This is a genomic window from Rhodococcus sp. AD45-ID (genome assembly GCF_003023755.1).
Taxonomy (GTDB): Bacteria; Actinomycetota; Actinomycetes; order Mycobacteriales; family Mycobacteriaceae; genus Rhodococcus_F; species Rhodococcus_F globerula.
In genome coordinates this window covers 266253-284757 of sequence record NZ_PYHL01000002.1, presented here as the reverse complement: position 1 = coordinate 284757, position 18505 = coordinate 266253, and the positions used below count along the sequence as shown (strand labels likewise).

Sequence of the window (18505 nt, the reverse complement as noted above, 5' to 3'; positions counted from 1 at the left end):
GCTCCTGGAAAGTACACCAAGGTGAGGTAAAGAACCACCAAACAGCCGTGTCCAAGTCGTGCGAGTGCTCGAGGTTTGGCACTATGAGAACTTGTGAGTAGCCCCGCGGATTCGACCGTTACCAACCCGTCCACTCCGCCTTGGTGGAACGAGGCAGTTTTTTACCAGATCTATCCGCGATCTTTTGCCGATTCCAACGGCGACGGCATCGGTGACCTCGGCGGAATCGAGGACAAACTCGGGTACCTGGAACTGCTGGGCGTCGACGCCCTCTGGTTGAGTCCGGTCATGCGCTCGCCGATGGCCGATCACGGGTACGACGTCTCCGACCCGCGTGACATCGATCCCCTGTTCGGCGACATTGCCGCGATGGATTCACTGATCAGCGCCGCACATGAGCGCGATATCAAGATCACGATGGACCTGGTCCCCAACCACACCAGCGACCAGCACGAATGGTTCCAAGCTGCGTTGGACTCCGCACCAGGTTCCCCGGAACGATCCCGCTACATTTTCCGCGACGGCAAGGGCGAGAACGGCACCGAACCACCCAACAACTGGCCAAGCATCTTCGGCGGTCCGGCGTGGACCCGCATCAGCGATGCCGACGGAAAACCGGAGCAGTGGTACCTCCACATCTTCGCGAAAGAACAGCCCGACCTGAACTGGGACAACCCGGAGGTTTTCGAGGATCTGGCCAAGACTCTGCGCTTCTGGCTCAGTCGGGGTATCGACGGATTTCGGATCGATGTCGCCCACGGAATGGCCAAGCCCGAGGGTTTGCCGGACCATGACTGGGACCTCAACGAACTCATGCGCAACGACGACGACGACCCGCGATTCAACAATCCGGAGGTCCACCAGATCCACCGCGGAATCCGCAAGGTCATGAACGAATTCCCCGAGGCGATGACCGTGGGAGAGATCTGGGTTCGCGACAACGAGCGCTTCGGTGAGTACATCCGTCCGGACGAGCTTCACCTCGGATTCAACTTCCGGTTGGCAGAAACCGAGTTCGCGGCGGAATCCGTGCGGGCAGCGGTGGAGAACTCCCTCGCCGCCGTAGCCGAGGTCGGCGGTGTTCCCACGTGGACGCTCTCCAATCACGATGTCGAACGTGAGGTCACCCGCTACGGCGGAGGCCAGATCGGAACTCTGCGCGCACGGGCGATGGCCTTGGTCGAGCTTGCACTGCCCGGTGCCGCCTTCATCTACAACGGCGCCGAACTCGGACTGCCAAACGTCGATCTTCCCGACGACGCCCTGCAGGATCCGGTGTGGGAACGCTCCGGTCACGCCGAGCGTGGTCGCGACGGATGCCGAGTACCGTTGCCGTGGGAAGGAGCCGCTCCGCCCTTCGGATTCACCACAGCCTCGAGCACGTGGTTGCCGATGCCACCCGAGTGGTCGACGCTGACCGTCGAGGCTCAACTCGAGGACGTCGATTCGACGCTCTCGCTGTACCGCAGCGCCCTCGAATTGCGTTCGTCCCGGCCGGAGATCTCGGGTGCCGATATCGACTGGTACGGGAGCCCTCCCGGGTGCCTGGCGTTTCGTCGACGGGGCGGTCTGATCTGTGCCCTCAACACGTCGGATGTGCCTATTTCCCTGCCCGCCGGCGACGTCATCCTCAGCAGCGCTCCCCTGGTCGACGGTCTGTTGCCCGTCAACACCGCTGCGTGGCTGATCTGAGTCGGACCTCAACTCACCGGGGATCGGTCCTGGCGGTTGTTGCCGCGGCCGTGCTGTTCGGAACCACCGGAACCGCACAGGCCTTGGCCTCGGAAAGCCTCGGATACGATCTCGATCCCCTGGCCGTCGGTTCCGCGCGGGTGGTTCTCGCAGGCCTGATCCTCGCAGCGTTTGCGTATGCGCGCGGCGGCCTCGGGTTCGCTCGCTCGACCAGCCGACCCGGCATCCTGGGCGGATTCGGTGTCGCCGCATATCAATTGGGGTTCTTCACCGGAGTGCAGGCGGCGGGAGTTGCGGCAGGCACGATGATCGCACTGGGATCAGGTCCGGCGTTCACCGGCGTACTGCAGTACCTGGTGGCGCGGTGCCGGCACTCATCGCCGGACTGGGCTACGCGATCTACACCGTTGCCGGCGCACACATGATCACGGCGGGAGTGTCCACGCAGGGCGCGATGGGTCAGATGTTCGGCATCGGTGGGATCCTCCTACTGCCGATCCTGATCTGGCAGTGGCCAGGTGGGCTCGATACCGGCGCCGGGGCAACAGCGGTGGTGTACCTCGTTGTGGTTCCGACCGTGCTGGCCTACCTGCTCTTCGCGGCGGCACTGCGACACCTCAACCCGGCAACCGTCGCAACGCTGACGCTGCTCGAGCCGGTAGTCGCAGCTATTCTCGGCGCAGTGGTTCTCGGCGAGACCATCACCACAGTGGCCATGCTCGGCATGGCCACCGTCGTCGCGGCCCTCGGCTTGTTGACGGCAGGGACACTGCGTAACAGCTAGCTAGCGAGCCACCATCAGCGGAATCGACCCGCCGCGGTGGCGATAGATCGAACCGAAGCGCGCGTCGAGACGAATCCACGATCTACTGGCCCGAACCCGCACCAACTCCGTCTCATTGATTCGGTTCACATCGACGAATCCCATTGCGGTCAGCGCAAATATCGCCCGCATCGAGATCCCGGCCGTGATGCTCGGCCCACTGACCTCGAGCACCTCTTGATCGAGCAACGAGACGGGCGGTCCCGAACTGCTGCCGTGCTCCTGCGCCAAAGCATTTCCGCGCTGGGCCAATTCGATCAAGACGTGCGCCGGGACATCGTCGAGGTGCTCGAATCCTTCGGCCGGCGGCAGCGCTCCACGCCACGCCGAGTCCATCGAGAATCCCGGATCGATCAGTTCACCGGACGCGTGGGACAGTGCAGCCAACAAGGTATCCCCGGCCGCCGAGGTGTCGTCGGGATTGACGGTGCCGACGATAGTGCGCGTCGCCAGGGCGTCGAACCCTGTTGCTGCCCACACACTCACGTGATCCGGGCCGCGTCGACGCATCCTGATGACGGCCGATTCGTCCAACCGCAACGCGTGCCCGATGAAGCCGGCCAAGTTCTTGCGCTCGGCTTCATCGGGCACGGTCAGCATTCGCTCATGCACGCTGCCAACGCTCCAGGTACCCACGCTCGGGACCACTGAGCCGCCGCAGTCGTTGCGTATCGATATCGAACGCCGCGATCTGCGTCGACGCGACTATGGACGGCGCGACCGACAGTCCCGCCGACTTGGGGCGCACCTCGTATCCGATCGTAAAGTCCACGGCTCGAATCTTTTCCACCCACATCAACACGTCGAGCGGTGAATCGTCGTGCCGCAGCTGCCCCCGATACCGCACATGCAGATCCGCGACAACCGCACCGTCACGCAATGACACCGTCGGACATCCGTCGTGGAACAGCCACGGAATCCGAGCTTCTTCGAGCAGTGTCACCATGCGCGCATGGTTGACGTGTTGGAAGACGTCCATGTCGGACCATCGAACCGCCACGTCGGCATGAAATCCTTCGCTCAACGCCCTACCTCCGATCGGGTGCCCATGCTGCGCACCATGCTGCGAACCTGCCGCGCCGCTACCGAGAGCGTCGCGAGGTCAAGCGTCCCAGACTCGAAGATCTCACCGAGAGCGGCCCTCGCCCGGCTCAGCCTCGACGCGTTGGTCGCTTCCCATTCGTCGATCTTTTCCTGCGGCGATTCTCCCGGCTCACCGCCGACGAGCACTTCCATCGTGAGCTGCCGCAACGAGCTGTACAGATCGTCACGCAACGCCAGCCGGGCCAGTGAATGCCAGCGATCCCCACGCTCGAGTCCGGACACGGCCGTGAGCAGCCAGTCGATTCCGAGATGCGCGTCAAGCGCGTAGTAGAGCTGCGCGACTTCCGCGATGTCGTGCTCGGCGATGTCGGCGATATCCGCGATGTCGAGGAGGCAGTACACGTCCAGGAGCCGGAAGACTTCGAGCGCCAGAGCTTCGGGGGCCCCACGGTCGATGACTGATTGGGCCCGGGAAAGCAGATCCGTCAATTGATGGCCGGCAAGCAAATCGGGAACAAGGGGCGCCGTCGACCGGTAGGCCGCGGAGTAGCGAGACACTTCTGCCCCCACCGCGATGGGCTGTGGCCGATTGGCGAGAAACCACCGCGAGGCTCGGTCGAGGAGTCTGCACGTTTCCACGATCAGATCGTTCTCGAGATCAGCTGCGAGTCCGGCCGAACGAATCCGCCCCCACACGTCGTCGAGCGCAAACACCTCACGGACGGCTGCGTACGCCCGAATCGAATCCGTACTGCTGGCGCCGGTTTCCTCTGCCAGCCGGTACGCGTAGGTGATTCCGCCGTTGTCGATGACCTCGTTGACCAGCATGGTTGCCACGATCTGTCGGCGCAGTGGGTGGTCCTTGATCTGTGCGGCAAACCGATCGCGCACCGCACTCGGGAAATATCCGGGAATCTGTTGCGCGAAGTACTCGTTGTCCGGCAACTCCGTGGCGAGCAGATCGTCCTTGAGCGCGAGCTTCACATGCGCGGTGAGAGTCGCCAATTCCGGTGACGTCAAACCGGATCCGATAGACAGGCGCCGATCGATTTCCTTGTTGGTCGGTAGTGCCTCCAGTGCGCGATCGAGTCCGCGTGTAGCGCTCAGATCGCTGATCTGCCGCCGGTGGACGGCAAGCATTTGCGGGGCCGTGACCCGCGAAATACCCAGCAGAGCATTCTGGGCGATGTTGTCCGCCAGAACGAGGCGCGCAACATCGTCGGTCATCAAGGCCAACAACGGGTTCCGCTCATCTGCGGGGAGCGCGCCCGAGCGAACCAACGTGTCGAGCAGGATCTTGATATTGACCTCGTGGTCGGAGCAGTCCACCCCCGCCGAGTTGTCGATCGCGTCGGTATTGATGTGTCCACCGTTGGCACTGAACTCGATTCGCCCCAGCGCCGTCACACCGAGATTGCCGCCCTCGCCGACCACCTTGACCCGTAGGTCAGCGCCGTCGACACGGACCGCATCGTTGCTCTTGTCGCCGACCTGCGCGTTGGTTTCGGCCGACGCCTTGATATAGGTACCGATGCCGCCGTTCCACAGCAGATCTACCGGTGCGGACAGGATCGCGCGCATCAATTCGGGCGGCGAGAGTTTGGTGACTCCCTCGTCCAACCCCAGGGCAACGCGCACACTTTCGGCGATGGGGACGGACTTGACGGTACGGTCCCACACACCGCCGCCGTCGCTGATCAGGCTGGCGTCGTAATCCGCCCACGACGATCGCGGAAGTTCGAAGAGTCGGCCACGCTCGACAAATGATCGCGCGGCATCCGGGTTGGGGTCGAGGAAGATGTGCCGGTGATCGAATGCCCCGACCAGTCGGATGTGACGGCTCAGCAACATACCGTTGCCGAATACGTCGCCGCTCATGTCCCCGACTCCGACTACGGTGAAGTCCTCGGACTGCGTGTCGACACCGATTTCCCGGAAGTGCCGCTTGACGCTTTCCCACGCGCCGCGAGCGGTGATCCCCATTCCCTTGTGGTCGTATCCCACCGAACCACCCGAGGCAAATGCGTCGCCGAGCCAGAAGTTGTACTGCGCAGCAACGGAATTCGCCAGGTCCGAGAATGATGCCGTCCCCTTGTCCGCGGCGACGACAAGGTATCGATCCTCGTCGTCGAGTCGCACGACCCGATCCGGCGTCACAACTTCCCCGGTCTGAGGATGAACGTTGTCCGTGATGTCGAGCAGACCCGAGATGAAAGTCCGGTAGCAGGCTTTGCCGGATTCGAGTGTGGCACTGCGATCGGTTGCCGGATCTCCGGTCGGGACCGGCGGGTTCTTCACGACAAATCCGCCCTTGGCACCAACGGGGACGATGACCGCGTTCTTGACCGCCTGTGCCTTCACGAGACCAAGCACTTCGGTCCGGAAATCTTCCCGACGGTCCGACCACCGCAGACCACCACGGGCCACCGCGCCGAACCGCAGGTGCACTCCCTCGACCTCCGGCGAGTACACAAAGATCTCGAAAGCCGGCCTGGGCTTGGGCAATTCACTGATCCGAGAAGGATCAAGCTTGATCGACAGATACCCGCGCGAGCGCCCATCCGTATCCAGGACATAGAAGTTGGTGCGCAGGGTTGCCTTCACCAGCGAGAACATTCCCCGCAGGATGCGGTCGGCATCGAGGCTGAGAACTTCGTCGATCGAGGCTCGCAGTTGCGCCTCCAACTCCTCGATACGCTTCCCACCAGTCAAGTTCGGATCGAACTTCGCTTCGAAAAGTTCCACCAGCGCCGCCGCAGTCTGCGGGTGCGACAGTGCGATCCCCTCGATATGAAACTGACTGTACGGAAAAGTAGCCTGCCGCAAGTATTTTGCGTAAGCCCGCAGGATGACTGCCTGCCGCCACGTCAATCCTGCCCGCAGTACCAGTTCGTTGAACCGGTCAGCCTCGGCGCGCCCGAACCACACGGCACCGAACGCCGCAGTGAACCGCTTCTGCACCTCGGTCAGCGCTACCGTGCTGGTTTCGAGTGGTACTTGGGTGTCGAGGTCCGGCTGCACGGATGCCCGCAATTCCGCCGGTACAGACAACCCGAAATCGTAGATCCAGCACTTCACCCCGTCGAGTCGCTGGACCACGTGTGGCCGTTCGTCGAGCACCTCGACACCGAGCGACTGCAGTACCGGGAGAACCTGGCTCAGCGAAATGGCGTCGCCGCCGACAAACAGCGTGAACCGCCACTGACCTGGTTCGGAATCCTCACCGCGATAGAGCAACACGTCGATCGAACCGGGAGCCAACGCTTCGAGCCGAGAGATATCGGACAACGCGCGAGAGGGCTCGAAGTCCTCCTTGTATCCATCGGGAAGAACCCGGATGTACCGCTGCACCAATTCCAGATCGAGGTCGGAGCGCTCACGGACGAGATCGGTGATGCGGTCGTCCCAACTACGACTGACTTCGGTCAGCAGCGCCTGAACGCGTTCACGGTTTTCTTCGGACACATCGAGTCGAATCGGTGCGCTGCCAGGCTCACGCCGGATCGTCACATGCAGCAAAGCAAGGTCGTTCTCACTCACCCTGGCTGTGTAATCCACTGTGCCTGGACCGAATTCACTCCAGAGCGTGTGCTGCATCGCCAACCGGACACGCGTTGTGTAGCGGTCGCGGGGCAGGTACACCAGGCAGGAGACAAACCGACCGAACGTGTCTTCGCGAACGAACAGCCGCACCTGACGACGCAGGCCGATGCTGTGCACCGCGTGAACAGTCTCGAACAAGGTGTCGGTGTCGCTGGAGAACAACTCCGTGCGGGGGAAGGACTGAATGACCTCGAGCATCGCCTGGCCGGAGTACGAATCGAGGTCGACACCGGCGCGGCTGATCACCTCGCGCACCCGGCGCTCGATCAGCGGAATGGCAAGAACGTTTTCGTGGAGGGCCACCACGGTGAAGACGCCGAGGAACCTGTGCTCCCCCACGATGTTTCCGTCGTCGTCGAGTATCGACACCCCGACGAAGTACGGATACACGGCGCGGTGAACGGTGGCGGGGAACGACCCCTGGGTCAGGACGAGCAGCGGCCGATCCGGGAGATCGGCAACCGGCGGCAGGCTCATCGGACCGTCGGTGACGGCGTCGGATCGGAGCACACCGAGTCCACTGCCGTCCACCGTGCGGGAGCCGTCTGCAGTGCCGACGAACCGTCGATAGCCGAGCACGGCATAGTTGCCGGCAGCCATCCACCGCAGGAGGCCTGCCGTGTCGGAGAATTCTTCCGACGAGACGCGGCCGGTAGCCGAGGCTGCCGACGCCTCGAGTTCGTCGGCGATACTCAATTGCAGGGCAGTCATGGACGGGGTGTCGTCGGCGACGACGCGGACATCGGCCAACACCTTGCCCAGGTGTTCTTCGATGGCGTCGAGTTCGAAATCCTGCGCTGCCGCGTCCAACTGCACGTGCATCCAGGATTCCTGGATACCGGTGTCTCCCAAAGACTTCAAATTGCCCGAATTGTCCCGATCCGCTCGAAGGATCGGATGGGCGTACTGACTGATACCCACACCTAGGCGATTGAGCAGCGCGGTGATGGATTCGACCAACAGCGACATGTCGTCGTTGACGATCTGGATCGCCGCACCCAACTTCGCCGGATCCCAGGGACGATAGACCCGCCACACCGCCGTGCCCGGCACCCGAGTGCGCCCGAGTTCGAGATGCGCTTTCAGTACGCGATTGGATCGGCCGTTGATCACATCGCCGCTGTCACCCTCGTCGATATGTGTGAAAAAAGCCTCGCGAAGGCGCGTGAGTAACGTCGCTTCGTCGAGGCTTTCGGAATTGTGTGGTGCTCGGTCGGTCATTCCTGGCTCACATCCTGTGGGTTCTGATCACCGCGGCCAATCTCATGCTCGAGACTAGCCGCGGTGACCGCTACCTAGGGTGAACTACGCCGGAACAAGCGCTGCTTCCAGCACCAAACGCTCGCTGTCAGCGAGGGGTCTGGACTTTTCGGACACAGTGTCGAATCCGACCATCAATGCGTCACCGGATGCGCACTCCGCACCGGTGTTGTCGCGGACGACGTGCCGGACCGTGAACGAGGAAGTCCCGACATGAGTCGTGAAGATCTCGACATTCAAAGGACCCGAACGATCCGTCACCGGCTTGAGGAACTCGATGGACATCTTCCGGACAACGACGTATCCCGGACGGCCACCATGGGCGGCAAGCTTCGACGTCAGGAACTGAATGCGAGCTTCCTGCATGTACTCGGCATACCTGGTGTTGTTGACGTGACCCAACCGGTCGGAATCACCCCACCGAACCTGAACCTCACACGTGAATACGTCCGACACCGATCAGTCCCTCGTGAGCTTGCGGTGCGTGACGCGGTGCGGACGCGCGGCGTCGGGGCCGAGACGCTCGACCTTGTTCGCCTCGTAGCCTTCGAAGTTGCCTTCGTACCAGTACCACGCAGCTTCGTTGTCGCCGAAGCCGCCTTCCCACGCGAGGATGTGAGTACACGTGCGGTCCAGGAACCAGCGATCGTGCGAGATCACGACGGCGCAGCCGGGGAACTCTTCGAGAGCGTTCTCCAGCGAACCGAGGGTTTCGACGTCGAGGTCGTTGGTGGGCTCATCGAGCAGGATCAGGTTTCCGCCCTGCTTGAGCGTCATCGCCAGGTTGAGGCGGTTGCGCTCACCACCGGAGAGAACTCCGGCCGGCTTCTGCTGATCGTGGCCCTTGAATCCGAACGAGCTGATGTACGCACGCGACGGGAATTCGGTCTGACCGACAACGATGAAATCGAGCCCGTCGGACACGGTCTCCCAGACCGTCTTCTTCGGGTCGATGCCGGATCGGTTCTGGTCGACGTAGCTCAGCTTGACCGTCTGACCGATCTTGACCTCACCGGCGTCTGGCTCTTCGAGGCCGACGATGGTCTTGAACAGCGTCGTCTTACCGACACCGTTGGGGCCGATGACGCCGACGATGCCGTTGCGCGGCAGGGTGAACGAAAGGTCCTTGATCAGGACACGGCCGTCGAAGCCCTTGTCGAGGTTCTTGACCTCGACGACGACGTCACCGAGACGCGGCGGTGCCGGGATCTGGATCTCGTCGAAGTCGAGCTTGCGGGTCTTCTCGGCCTCGTTCGCCATTTCCTCGTAGCGATCGAGACGAGCCTTGTTCTTGGCCTGACGAGCCTTGGCACCGGAACGAACCCACGCGAGTTCGTCCTTGAGGCGCTTCTGCAGCTTTTGGTCCTTCTTGCCGGCAACCTCGAGGCGTGCGGCCTTCTGCTCCAGGTAGGTGGAGTAGTTGCCCTCGTACGGGTAGAGGCGACCGCGGTCGACCTCACAGATCCACTGCGCCACGTGATCGAGGAAGTAGCGATCGTGGGTGACGGCGAGGATAGCGCCGGGGTATGCAGCGAGGTGCTGCTCCAACCACAGAACCGACTCGGCGTCGAGGTGGTTGGTGGGCTCATCGAGGAGCAGGAGGTCGGGCTTGCTCAGCAACAGCTTGCACAGCGCGACGCGACGCTTCTCACCACCGGAGAGGTGGGTGACCATATCTTCCGGCGGCGGGCAACGAAGCGCGTCCATGGCCTGCTCGAGCTGGGAGTCGATCTCCCAGGCGTCAGCATGGTCGAGCTTCTCCTGAAGCTCACCCATCTCTTCCATGAGCTCGTCGGAGTAGTCCGTAGCCATGAGCTCGGCGATCTCGTTGTATCGCTTGAGCTGAACCATGGTCTCTCCGAGGCCTTCTTCGACGTTCTCGCGAACGGTCTTGGTCTCGTCGAGCTGCGGCTCCTGCATGAGGATGCCGACGGATGCGCCGGGGGCAAGGAAGGCCTCGCCGTTGCCCGGCTGATCCAGCCCGGCCATGATCTTGAGGATGCTGGACTTACCAGCGCCATTGGGTCCGACGACACCGATCTTCGCGCCGGGGTAAAAGCTCATCGTGACGTCATCGAGGATGACCTTGTCACCGTGCGCCTTGCGCACCTTCTTCATCGTGTAAATGAACTCAGCCATGACCGCCAGCCTATCGGTGTTTGTCGCATTACCCACATTGCGTCGACGGGTTCACACGCTCTGCAGTTCGGTCGGCAGTTCCAAGGCTTCGCTGGAAGAAGCTGCGAGAAGCTGCGCGTACCGTCCGCCTTGTTGCACCAGTTGGTCGTGTGTGCCCTTCTCGACGACAACACCCTGATCCAGAACAGCGATCAGATCCGCGTCACGGACCGTGGAAAGCCTGTGCGCCACAACCAAAGTGGTGCGTCCGACCATCAGTTCGTCGAGTGCGTCCTGCAGCGCGCGCTCGGTGCGGTTGTCCAACGCACTCGTCGCTTCGTCGAGAACGAGAATCGGCGGATTCCGCAGGACTGTCCGTGCGATGGCGATGCGTTGCTTCTCACCTCCGGAGAAGCGGTAACCGCGCTCACCCACCATGGTGTCGTAACCGTCATCCAGGCCGGAGATGAACTCGTGAATCTGGGCGATCCGCGCAGCTTGCTCGATCTCCTCATCGGTTGCATCCGGTTTTGCGAACCGCAGATTCTCGCGAATCGTCGTGTGGAACAGATATGTCTCCTGCGATACGACGCCGACCAGATCCGAGACCGTCGCCAGATCGAGGTCCCGCAGATCGACGTCGTCGATCCTGACCGATCCCGCCGTCGGGTCGTACAGCCGCGCGGCCAGGTAACCAAGGGTGGTCTTGCCAGAACCGGTGGAGCCGACAAGCGCCAGTGTTCCGCCGGCCGGGACTGTGAGGTCGATGTTGTCGAGAGTCTTGCGCTCTGTTCCCGGATATGAGAAGTCGACATGATCGAATCGCAGTTCGCCCGACAGTGCCGATACGTCGAACTCCTTCGACTTTTCCGGATCAGCGATGTCGATCGGCAGGTCCAGGTACTCGAACACGCGACTGAACAATGCCATGGAACTCTGCACCTCGACGCCCGTGTTGAGGAGCATCATGGTGGGCCGGAACAACTGAGTCTGCAAGGTCGTGAACGCGACCAGCGTGCCGACGGTGATGGTGTTGCCGTGGTCGAGCGTGAATCCCGCAAACCAGTAGACCAGTGCCGGCATGGCCGCAAACGTGATCGACATCGACGCCATGCGCCACTTACCGGCCATCATCGCTCGGAGTTCGACGTCGGCGACCTCGGCCGAGCGTTCGGCGAAGCGGTCGGTCAACGCGGACTTCGCACCGGTTGTCTTTCCCAGCAGAATGCCGCTGACCGAGAGCGATTCCTCAACTTGAACGGACAGATCGCTGAGCAACTTCTGCCGCTTGCCTGAGATCTTGCGGCGCTCGTTACCGATCTTGCGGGAGATCCGGATGAACACCGGCAGGATCGCCAGCGAGAAGATCGCCAGTCGCCAGTCGAGCAGGAAGAGCGCAATTATCGTCGCTGCAACGGTGGTCGCGTTCTGCGCAATCGACGTGGCTGTGTTGGTGACAACCGATTGCATTCCGCCGATATCGTTGGCGATACGTGACTGCACCTCACCGGTCCTGGTTCTCGCGAAGAACCCCAGCGACTGATTCTGCAGGTGCGTGTACACCCGGACACGCAGTTGGTGCATCAGTTTCTGGCCGATGCTGTTGGACATCCACGTCTGCACAACACCGAGGCAACTGGTGATCACGGCAATCGCGATCATGCCGATTGCCAGGATGCTGACCAGTCCGAGGTCCTTGTCCGGGATTGCCTTGTCGAGCATTTCGCGCAGGAGCAGTGGGCTACCCAAGGCCACAATGGCGCTGAGCGTGATGACCGCCGTGACGATGGCGATCTGTGTCCGATACGGCGTGAACAGCTCGAGGACACGTCGTGGTGATACGGGGTCCGCCGGAGTGGTCTCGACAGCGGAATTTTCCAAATCTCTGATGTGATCTGGTTTCACGTTTACCTCCTGGAGGCTTTCTCACCTTAATTTCATATTGATGAGGTTACCTCACTATGAGGCTGACACCAACAACGCTAGACTGACGCCATGCATTCCCGAGAGCGCGAACTCACCGATGTCGTGTTGTCCGTGGCGCGAACCATTCGACGACGCCAGGTCGCGGCCCTCGAGCCATTTGGCCTCTCCCCGTCACAGAGTCGTGCTCTGAGAGTGCTCACCCGAGTAGGCGAACCGGTCCGATTGGGCTTTCTCGCGGAAAAGCTGCGCATCGTTCCCCGCTCCGCCACGGATGTCGTGGATTCCCTCGAAGCGGCGGGATGGGTCAAGCGCACTCCCGACCCCCATGACCGACGAGCAGTGCTCCTCGAGCTCACCGATGCCGGTGCCGCCCTCGCGGCCGAGGTCGCACAGGCTCAACGCCGAGAATCCGCAGATATCTTCGACGACCTCGACAAATCCGAACGAGCTGTTCTCACCGAATTGCTCGAGCGAGTAGACGCGGGGCACGACCACGGCCGCCCCCGCGACTGCCCGAAAACTCGCGCCTAAACCTAAGCCGCCGCAGTCTCTGTCTCTGTCGGTTCGTCCCCTGACACAGGTTTGCTGTGCCGTTCGATCTTTGCGATACACCGGGCAAGGTCGGGCCCCACCGCAGTTGCTCTCATCTCCAGATCGGAACGAGCAATCCCCTCCTTCGTGGTGTATTCGTTGGTGCGCAACTCCCCCGTCGCCATCACCGGATCACCCTTCATGATGGATGCTCCGACGCCGGTGACCAGCCGTCGCCAACACGTGACCGTGAGGTAGAGCGTCGCGCCGTCGGTCCATTCCCCGGTCACCGCATCCTTACGTCGTGCGTTGCTGGCCATCCGAAAGCTCAGCACCTCTTCACCATTGGTGGTTTGCCGCTTCACCGGATTGGTGATGACGGTGCCGACAACCGTTGCAGATGTCTCGTACATGTTCCATCCCCCTTGAATCTCTTTGCCCACTGAATCCCACCTGAAAGATTCTGAATCGAAAACAGAATTGCCGTCACAATCAAAATGAACCTGGGGATGAACACAGTGCCTGTGGAAAAACAGCACTGCCCGGACCAGTTGGTCCGGGCAGCGTCGGTGTGTGGTGCTAGGTGTTACGGCCGCCATTGACCCCGAGGATCTGCCCGGTGATGTAGCTGGCGTCGTCCGAGATCAGGAAGGCACAGGCCGCCGCGATGTCTTCGGGCTTGCCGACCCGACGGACCGGCGTCGTCAAGATATGGTCATCGACGCTTCCACCGAGCCGATTGAGTTCCTCGTCGCGTCGCAGCAACGGAGTGTCGACGAATCCGGGTGGCACTGCGTTCACCGTGATACCCAATGGACCGAATTCGAGGGCCAAAGATTTTGTCAGCCCGTTGACCGCGGACTTCGCCGCAACGTAGTGCGCCATGTATGGCTGACCCGAATGTGCACTGGAAGAAGAGATATTGACGATCCGGCCCCACTTTCCCGCGATCATGTCGGGCAGCGCCGCCTGGGTGCAGTGATAGGTCCCGTTCAAGCTGACTCCGATGACCTTCTGCCATTCGTCGAAGTCAATGTCGACAAAGCGGCCGTTTCCGACGATGCCTGCCGCATTGACGAGAACAGTGATCGGACCGAGCCGTTCGCGAATCGCGGCCATTGCCGCATCGACCTGCTCGCGACTGGTGACGTCTGCGGTGTGGGCATTCTCGGAGTCGCTTGGCGTCCAATCGATGGTGGCAACCTGATAGCCGTCGGAGTCCAGACGCCGAGCGATGGCCTGACCTATTCCCGAAGCCCCTCCGGTAATGACAGCAGTCTTTGTCATCAGGGCACCGGCTCGAAGATCGCATCCATGGTTGATGCGCCGGTATCCGGCACCCTCGGTTGCGACCAGGCCTCGATGGGAAACGACACGTTGATCAGCGAATAACACAGTTGCAGTAGCCGATAGGCGTCGTCAGGCAAAGCATCGAGCGGGAACTCGTCGAGATAACTCCCCGCGTCCAACAATCGAGGCAAGGCTGCGTCGTAGAACTTCTGCAGTTCGGTCATGTTGCTGGACAAGCGCTTTGCATAACGCTCAGCTTCGGTGGGCAGTGCCCACTCCGCGAAGGGTTCGAGATCCGCGAAGGCAACGGGCAAAGTGTTGGGCATCTGTTTTTCTCCTGATTCCTTTTACTCCGTGGCGAGTTACGTGCGTAGCAAAATCTCGTCGACAAACCGCTGCGAGGCGGTGTGCAGGTGACGGACCAGCACTTCCTGATCGCACAGTAGAAAATGCGATACAGCTCTCGACTCGAGCATTGTCTGCGTAGCTTCGAGCGTGTTGCAGTCCTGGAGACCGAACTCCTTGAAGGTGACCGCAGCCATTTCCTGCCGCATACGCTCGGTGGCGTTCTTCGGTGGCGGCATGTACAGCGTGCCTTCAAAGGTGTGCTCGTTGTAGGCGGTTGGCCAGTAGTGGTAGGTGAGGTACCACCCGGGTTCCCACACCACGATCATGAAATTCGGGAACAGGACGTAGGAGTCGAGACCCCAGGATTTATGCTTCGTCGGATTGAGTCCGGTTGGCAGCGTGGCAAGTTCGGGGAAATCGGGTTTGTCCCATGGACCGAAGTTGCCACTACGCAACAGTCGCTCCGTCGGTTTCACCATCATCGGATCCTTCGGCGGAGCCATGCCTCCCCACGACGACACCATTCCGTGTGGTCCGTCGATGTCGTACGCGAGCGCCTCGAAGCCGTAGCTCTTGAGCTTGTTCGACTCGTCGGACACGTACTGCTTCGAATGAAGGATCGGCGCGTGATAGAACTCGGCGAATGCGTCGATATAGAGCTTCCAGTTGCTGCGCACGTGCGCCTGATACTTGTAGACCTGAGTCATCCGGCCGAACGGATAGCCCGTCATGCCGGCAGCGAACTTTCCGAGGTAGTCATCCAGCGAAATCGTGTTTGTATCATCGAAATTGACGAATACGAACCCTTCCCACACATCGACCTGCAGCGGAACCAAGCCGTTCCCGGCACTCGACCAGGCAGTCACGGACTCGTCGGCGCCGCGAGTAACGACTACTGACGCGCGGACTGCGTCGATCACCCGGATGAAGTAACTTCCGGGAACAGGCACCTGCTCGACTCGACCTACGTTGAGCCAGGTGTGGCCGAAGACGGCTTCGCGCTCGACTTCGAAATACTCGGGGCTGATCGAATCCTCGAACGTAATCGGCCCGGTATCCAAGCCGAAATGCTCAGTCCAACTTCCCTCGGGCGGCTTCGGAAAATGCGGCATCTGTGCGTTCCTTTCCAATCCCAACAACATGACCGACGGTCAACTTACGGGTTCCTGTAACATATGGACCGCCGGTCAACTTGTCAATCAAAGGCGTGCTCATGGGTCAGGAATTGAAACGGGAGCGCAGCGATGCAGCTCGAAATCGTCGAGCGATTCTCGACGTGACAGAGTCACTACTCGCGCAGTTCGGGGCCGAACACGTCTCCATCGACCAGATAGCCACAGCGGCAGGGGTCGGCAAGGGCACGATCTTCCATCGATTCGGAAGTCGTGCGGGATTGATGCGAGCGCTGGTTCTCGAGCGCGCTCAGACTCTGCGCGACGCGGTCAACGAAGGCGACCCGCCACTGGGACCAGGCGCACCCGCGTCCGACAGATTGCTTGCTTTTTTCGACGCGATGTTCCGGCTGATCGTCGACAACGTCGAACTGATGATTGCGTACGACAACGCCACCACCGATTCACAAGCCGAAGAAATCAATGCCTTCTGGCATCGTCACATCACCGAGTTGCTCAAAGTGGCCACACCTGATGTCGACGCCGTGGTGATGTCCAGAGTGCTACTGAGCGTTCTCAACCCCGACGTCGTCCTTCACCACATCCGAACGCGACAAACCGAGCGCCTCGCCGCTTCGGTTCACGGCCTCGTCGCAGCCGTGGTCGCGCAATCCTGAGGGATCAGCGCGGGTCCCAGCCCTCACGGTCGCGCCTGGCAAGTTCGGCAAACATCGCATTGTGCGCGGCCAGGTCTGCGTCGTGATCGCGTTCGGCTGCGCGGTCCGTTCGCACGGCCGTTTTCCGGTCGGAGCGTGACCACTGCACCAGCAGGGCGAGCATGACCACCATCAGCGGGATCTCACCCGTAGCCCAGGCGATACTGCCGCCCAATTTCTGATCGCCGAGAAGATCGTCGTTCCAGCCCAAGCCAAGTGAACGGAAGAACTCGCCGCCCATGATCGTGGTGGTACTCATCAAGGCGATACCGAAGAACGCATGGAACGGGAGCGAGCCGAAGACCATGGCCAGTTTGGTCACGGGTTGGAGTTGGCGCGGCGACGGGTCGACACCGATCGCCACCCAGTAGAAGAGATAGCCGCTGAGAATGAAGTGCAGGTTCATCAGCAGGTGCGCGCTGTGGGAATCGACCGTGGCTCCGTAGATACCGCCGAGGTAGAGCACGTAGAAGCCGCCGACAAAGAGAACCGCAGCAACAATCGGGTGAGTGATGAATCGCGAGAACGGACTGTGCAGGGCAACGAGAATCCACTCACGAATGCCGGGTACACCGTCCTTGCCCGCGGGTTCGAGAGCGCGCAACGCCAACGTGATGGGCGCGCCCAAAACCAGCAGAACGGGCGCCAGCATCGACAGCGCCATGTGTCCGGCCATGTGAACGCTGAACACCGCGGTCGCGTATTTGCCCACGCCCGACGAGGTCGCGATCAGCAGTACCGCGCATCCGATCATCCAGGAGATGGTTCGGCCGACGGGCCAGGAATCGCCACGCTTCGACAGCTTGCGCAGGCCGAGGAAATACAGAACCGCAGCGACGATCGCGGCTGTGCCGAACATCAAATCGAAACGCCACTCGGTCACGAATGCCATGAACGACGGCGGGTCCGGCAGGTTGTAGCCGAGTTCGACCTCGGGAATGGTCGGGATGCTCGTCGGCGGAGGCGGCGGTGTGCGGCCGAGGCCGATTGCCAGCCCGATGGTGGCAGCAAAGATGATGCCTTCGCCGCCGGCAAAACGGATCAGCGCCGAGCGGGAGTTCGGGTTCTCGGCGAGCGCAGGCAACGCGCGACTGCGCTGCAACCACCCGAAGAATCCGAGGACGATCAGCGCAACGATCTTCGCGACGATCAGGCGACCGTACGTCGTCGTGAACAGGTCGTCGAGTGGGAGACGCACAATCGCGTTGATGACACCACTGAAACCCATGACGACAAAACAAATGGTGGCGACCGTCGAAAAGCGCTGAGCAGCGACGTCCGTGTGGTCACCGCCACGGCGAGCGTGAGCCAGGAGCGCAAACAATCCACCAGCCCACAGCGACGCCGCAACGAGGTGCAAGATCAGGCTGTTGGTAGCAATGTCGTGCGAGCCCCCCGACGACGAGTGGCCGGTGAGAGCGAGGGGCATAAGGCCGAGCAGGCCGACCACCAGCAGCAACGGCGTCCACCACCAGCGCAGTGTCAGCCGAGCCAGAATTGCCAGGACCACAGCTATGACGGCCGTCCAGCGCCAGGCACCGGCGATTTCCACCTGATCGAGCCCGGACCACAGATTTGCCGGTTTGATCGCTTCGGAGAACGGCTGACCCGACGTATCGGAGAGCGTCAGCGGAATCAGCACCAGCGAACATGCCGCCCACACGATCGCGGCGTGCGATGCCGTCCGGACCGCACGATAGCCGTCGACGTCGAGCACACCGGACTTTTGTGGTGGCACGAAAAACGCCGCTAACAGAAGGGAGCCGATCGCGATGACAGCGGCAACCTCGGCAACAGCGCGAACTGCGGGCAGCCCATATGTCGTGATCGCGCCGGGGTCGGGAATGCCGAGCAGGGTCAACGCCTGAGATGCGGAAAACCCGACGACGAGAGCTGCGACCATCCCGGCAATCAGTCCACAGACCACAAAGATTGCGGTCGAAGAAGCGCGGACGCTCGTTTGTGGAGGGGACTGCGTCTGCGCAAGGTCGGGTGTAGCCATAGCTACCAGGGTAGGACCTATGGGATCGTCGACGACAATC

16 protein-coding genes are annotated in these 18505 nt (G+C 61.6%); 5 read left to right on the top strand and 11 right to left on the bottom strand.

Annotation, left to right across the window (positions count from 1 at the left end):
• Positions 1–93 precede the first annotated feature (93 nt).
• The 3 genes from C7T36_RS17445 to C7T36_RS30570 are packed head-to-tail and all read left to right on the top strand — an operon-like array spanning position 94 to position 2476.
• The gene (locus C7T36_RS17445) at positions 94–1692 is read left to right on the top strand and encodes a glycoside hydrolase family 13 protein (protein WP_045066925.1); all 1599 of its coding nucleotides are present in this window, start codon (positions 94–96) and stop codon (positions 1690–1692) included.
• Complete coding sequence (locus C7T36_RS30575; RefSeq protein ID WP_239654705.1) at positions 1680–2117, top strand: EamA family transporter; 438 nt, start codon at positions 1680–1682, stop codon at positions 2115–2117. The genes C7T36_RS17445 and C7T36_RS30575 overlap by 13 nt, the downstream gene beginning before the upstream one ends.
• Positions 2057–2476 carry an EamA family transporter gene (locus tag C7T36_RS30570; RefSeq protein WP_239654704.1) on the top strand — a complete coding sequence of 140 codons (420 nt, stop codon included), beginning with the start codon at positions 2057–2059 and terminating at the stop codon, positions 2474–2476. The genes C7T36_RS30575 and C7T36_RS30570 overlap by 61 nt, the downstream gene beginning before the upstream one ends.
• Here the strand turns inward: C7T36_RS30570 and C7T36_RS17435 are convergent, their stop codons facing one another.
• The 6 genes from C7T36_RS17435 to C7T36_RS17410 all read right to left on the bottom strand — a co-directional run bounded on the left by C7T36_RS17435 (position 2477) and on the right by C7T36_RS17410 (position 12445).
• A complete protein-coding gene (locus tag C7T36_RS17435) occupies positions 2477–3127 on the bottom strand; it encodes a hypothetical protein (protein WP_033232834.1) in 651 nt (216 codons plus the stop codon). It abuts the gene before it with no gap.
• On the bottom strand, positions 3120–3539 hold the full coding sequence (locus C7T36_RS17430) for a thioesterase family protein (RefSeq protein WP_033232832.1): 420 nt from the start codon (positions 3537–3539) through the stop codon (positions 3120–3122). Before C7T36_RS17430 ends, C7T36_RS17435 begins: the two co-directional genes overlap by 8 nt.
• On the bottom strand, positions 3536–8383 hold the full coding sequence (locus C7T36_RS17425) for an NAD-glutamate dehydrogenase (RefSeq protein WP_045066924.1): 4848 nt from the start codon (positions 8381–8383) through the stop codon (positions 3536–3538). The genes C7T36_RS17430 and C7T36_RS17425 overlap by 4 nt, the downstream gene beginning before the upstream one ends.
• 84 nt (positions 8384–8467) lie before the next feature.
• On the bottom strand, positions 8468–8878 hold the full coding sequence (locus C7T36_RS17420; protein WP_033232828.1) for a thioesterase family protein: 411 nt from the start codon (positions 8876–8878) through the stop codon (positions 8468–8470).
• A gap of 3 nt (positions 8879–8881) precedes the next feature.
• Complete coding sequence (gene ettA / locus C7T36_RS17415; protein ID WP_033232826.1) at positions 8882–10561, bottom strand: energy-dependent translational throttle protein EttA; 1680 nt, start codon at positions 10559–10561, stop codon at positions 8882–8884.
• Positions 10562–10612: 51 nt separating this feature from the next.
• Complete coding sequence (locus tag C7T36_RS17410) at positions 10613–12445, bottom strand: ABC transporter ATP-binding protein (RefSeq protein ID WP_045066923.1); 1833 nt, start codon at positions 12443–12445, stop codon at positions 10613–10615.
• Positions 12446–12535: 90 nt separating this feature from the next.
• Here C7T36_RS17410 and C7T36_RS17405 point away from each other — a divergent pair, with 90 nt between their 5' ends.
• Positions 12536–12997 carry a MarR family winged helix-turn-helix transcriptional regulator gene (locus tag C7T36_RS17405; protein ID WP_033232822.1) on the top strand — a complete coding sequence of 154 codons (462 nt, stop codon included), beginning with the start codon at positions 12536–12538 and terminating at the stop codon, positions 12995–12997.
• 2 nt (positions 12998–12999) lie between these two features.
• Here C7T36_RS17405 and C7T36_RS17400 read toward each other — a convergent pair whose 3' ends face one another.
• The 4 genes from C7T36_RS17400 to C7T36_RS17385 all read right to left on the bottom strand — a co-directional run bounded on the left by C7T36_RS17400 (position 13000) and on the right by C7T36_RS17385 (position 15747).
• On the bottom strand, positions 13000–13410 hold the full coding sequence (locus tag C7T36_RS17400; protein ID WP_033232820.1) for a single-stranded DNA-binding protein: 411 nt from the start codon (positions 13408–13410) through the stop codon (positions 13000–13002).
• 166 nt (positions 13411–13576) lie between these two features.
• Positions 13577–14284: an SDR family NAD(P)-dependent oxidoreductase gene (locus C7T36_RS17395; protein WP_033232818.1), complete on the bottom strand. Its 708-nt coding sequence runs from the start codon at positions 14282–14284 to the stop codon at positions 13577–13579.
• Positions 14284–14613 (bottom strand): hypothetical protein, encoded by a 330-nt coding sequence (locus tag C7T36_RS17390; RefSeq protein WP_045066922.1) that lies wholly within the window; start codon positions 14611–14613, stop codon positions 14284–14286. The genes C7T36_RS17395 and C7T36_RS17390 overlap by 1 nt, the downstream gene beginning before the upstream one ends.
• Before the next feature lie 36 nt (positions 14614–14649).
• Complete coding sequence (locus tag C7T36_RS17385; RefSeq protein WP_045066921.1) at positions 14650–15747, bottom strand: SRPBCC family protein; 1098 nt, start codon at positions 15745–15747, stop codon at positions 14650–14652.
• A gap of 101 nt (positions 15748–15848) precedes the next feature.
• On the opposite strand from C7T36_RS17385, the gene C7T36_RS17380 reads away from it, so the two are divergent.
• Complete coding sequence (locus C7T36_RS17380; RefSeq protein ID WP_033232812.1) at positions 15849–16424, top strand: TetR/AcrR family transcriptional regulator; 576 nt, start codon at positions 15849–15851, stop codon at positions 16422–16424.
• Positions 16425–16428: 4 nt separating this feature from the next.
• Here the strand turns inward: C7T36_RS17380 and C7T36_RS17375 are convergent, their stop codons facing one another.
• Positions 16429–18465, bottom strand: a complete 2037-nt coding sequence (locus C7T36_RS17375; protein ID WP_045066920.1) for a cytochrome c oxidase assembly protein — start codon at positions 18463–18465, stop codon at positions 16429–16431.
• Positions 18466–18505 lie beyond the last annotated feature (40 nt).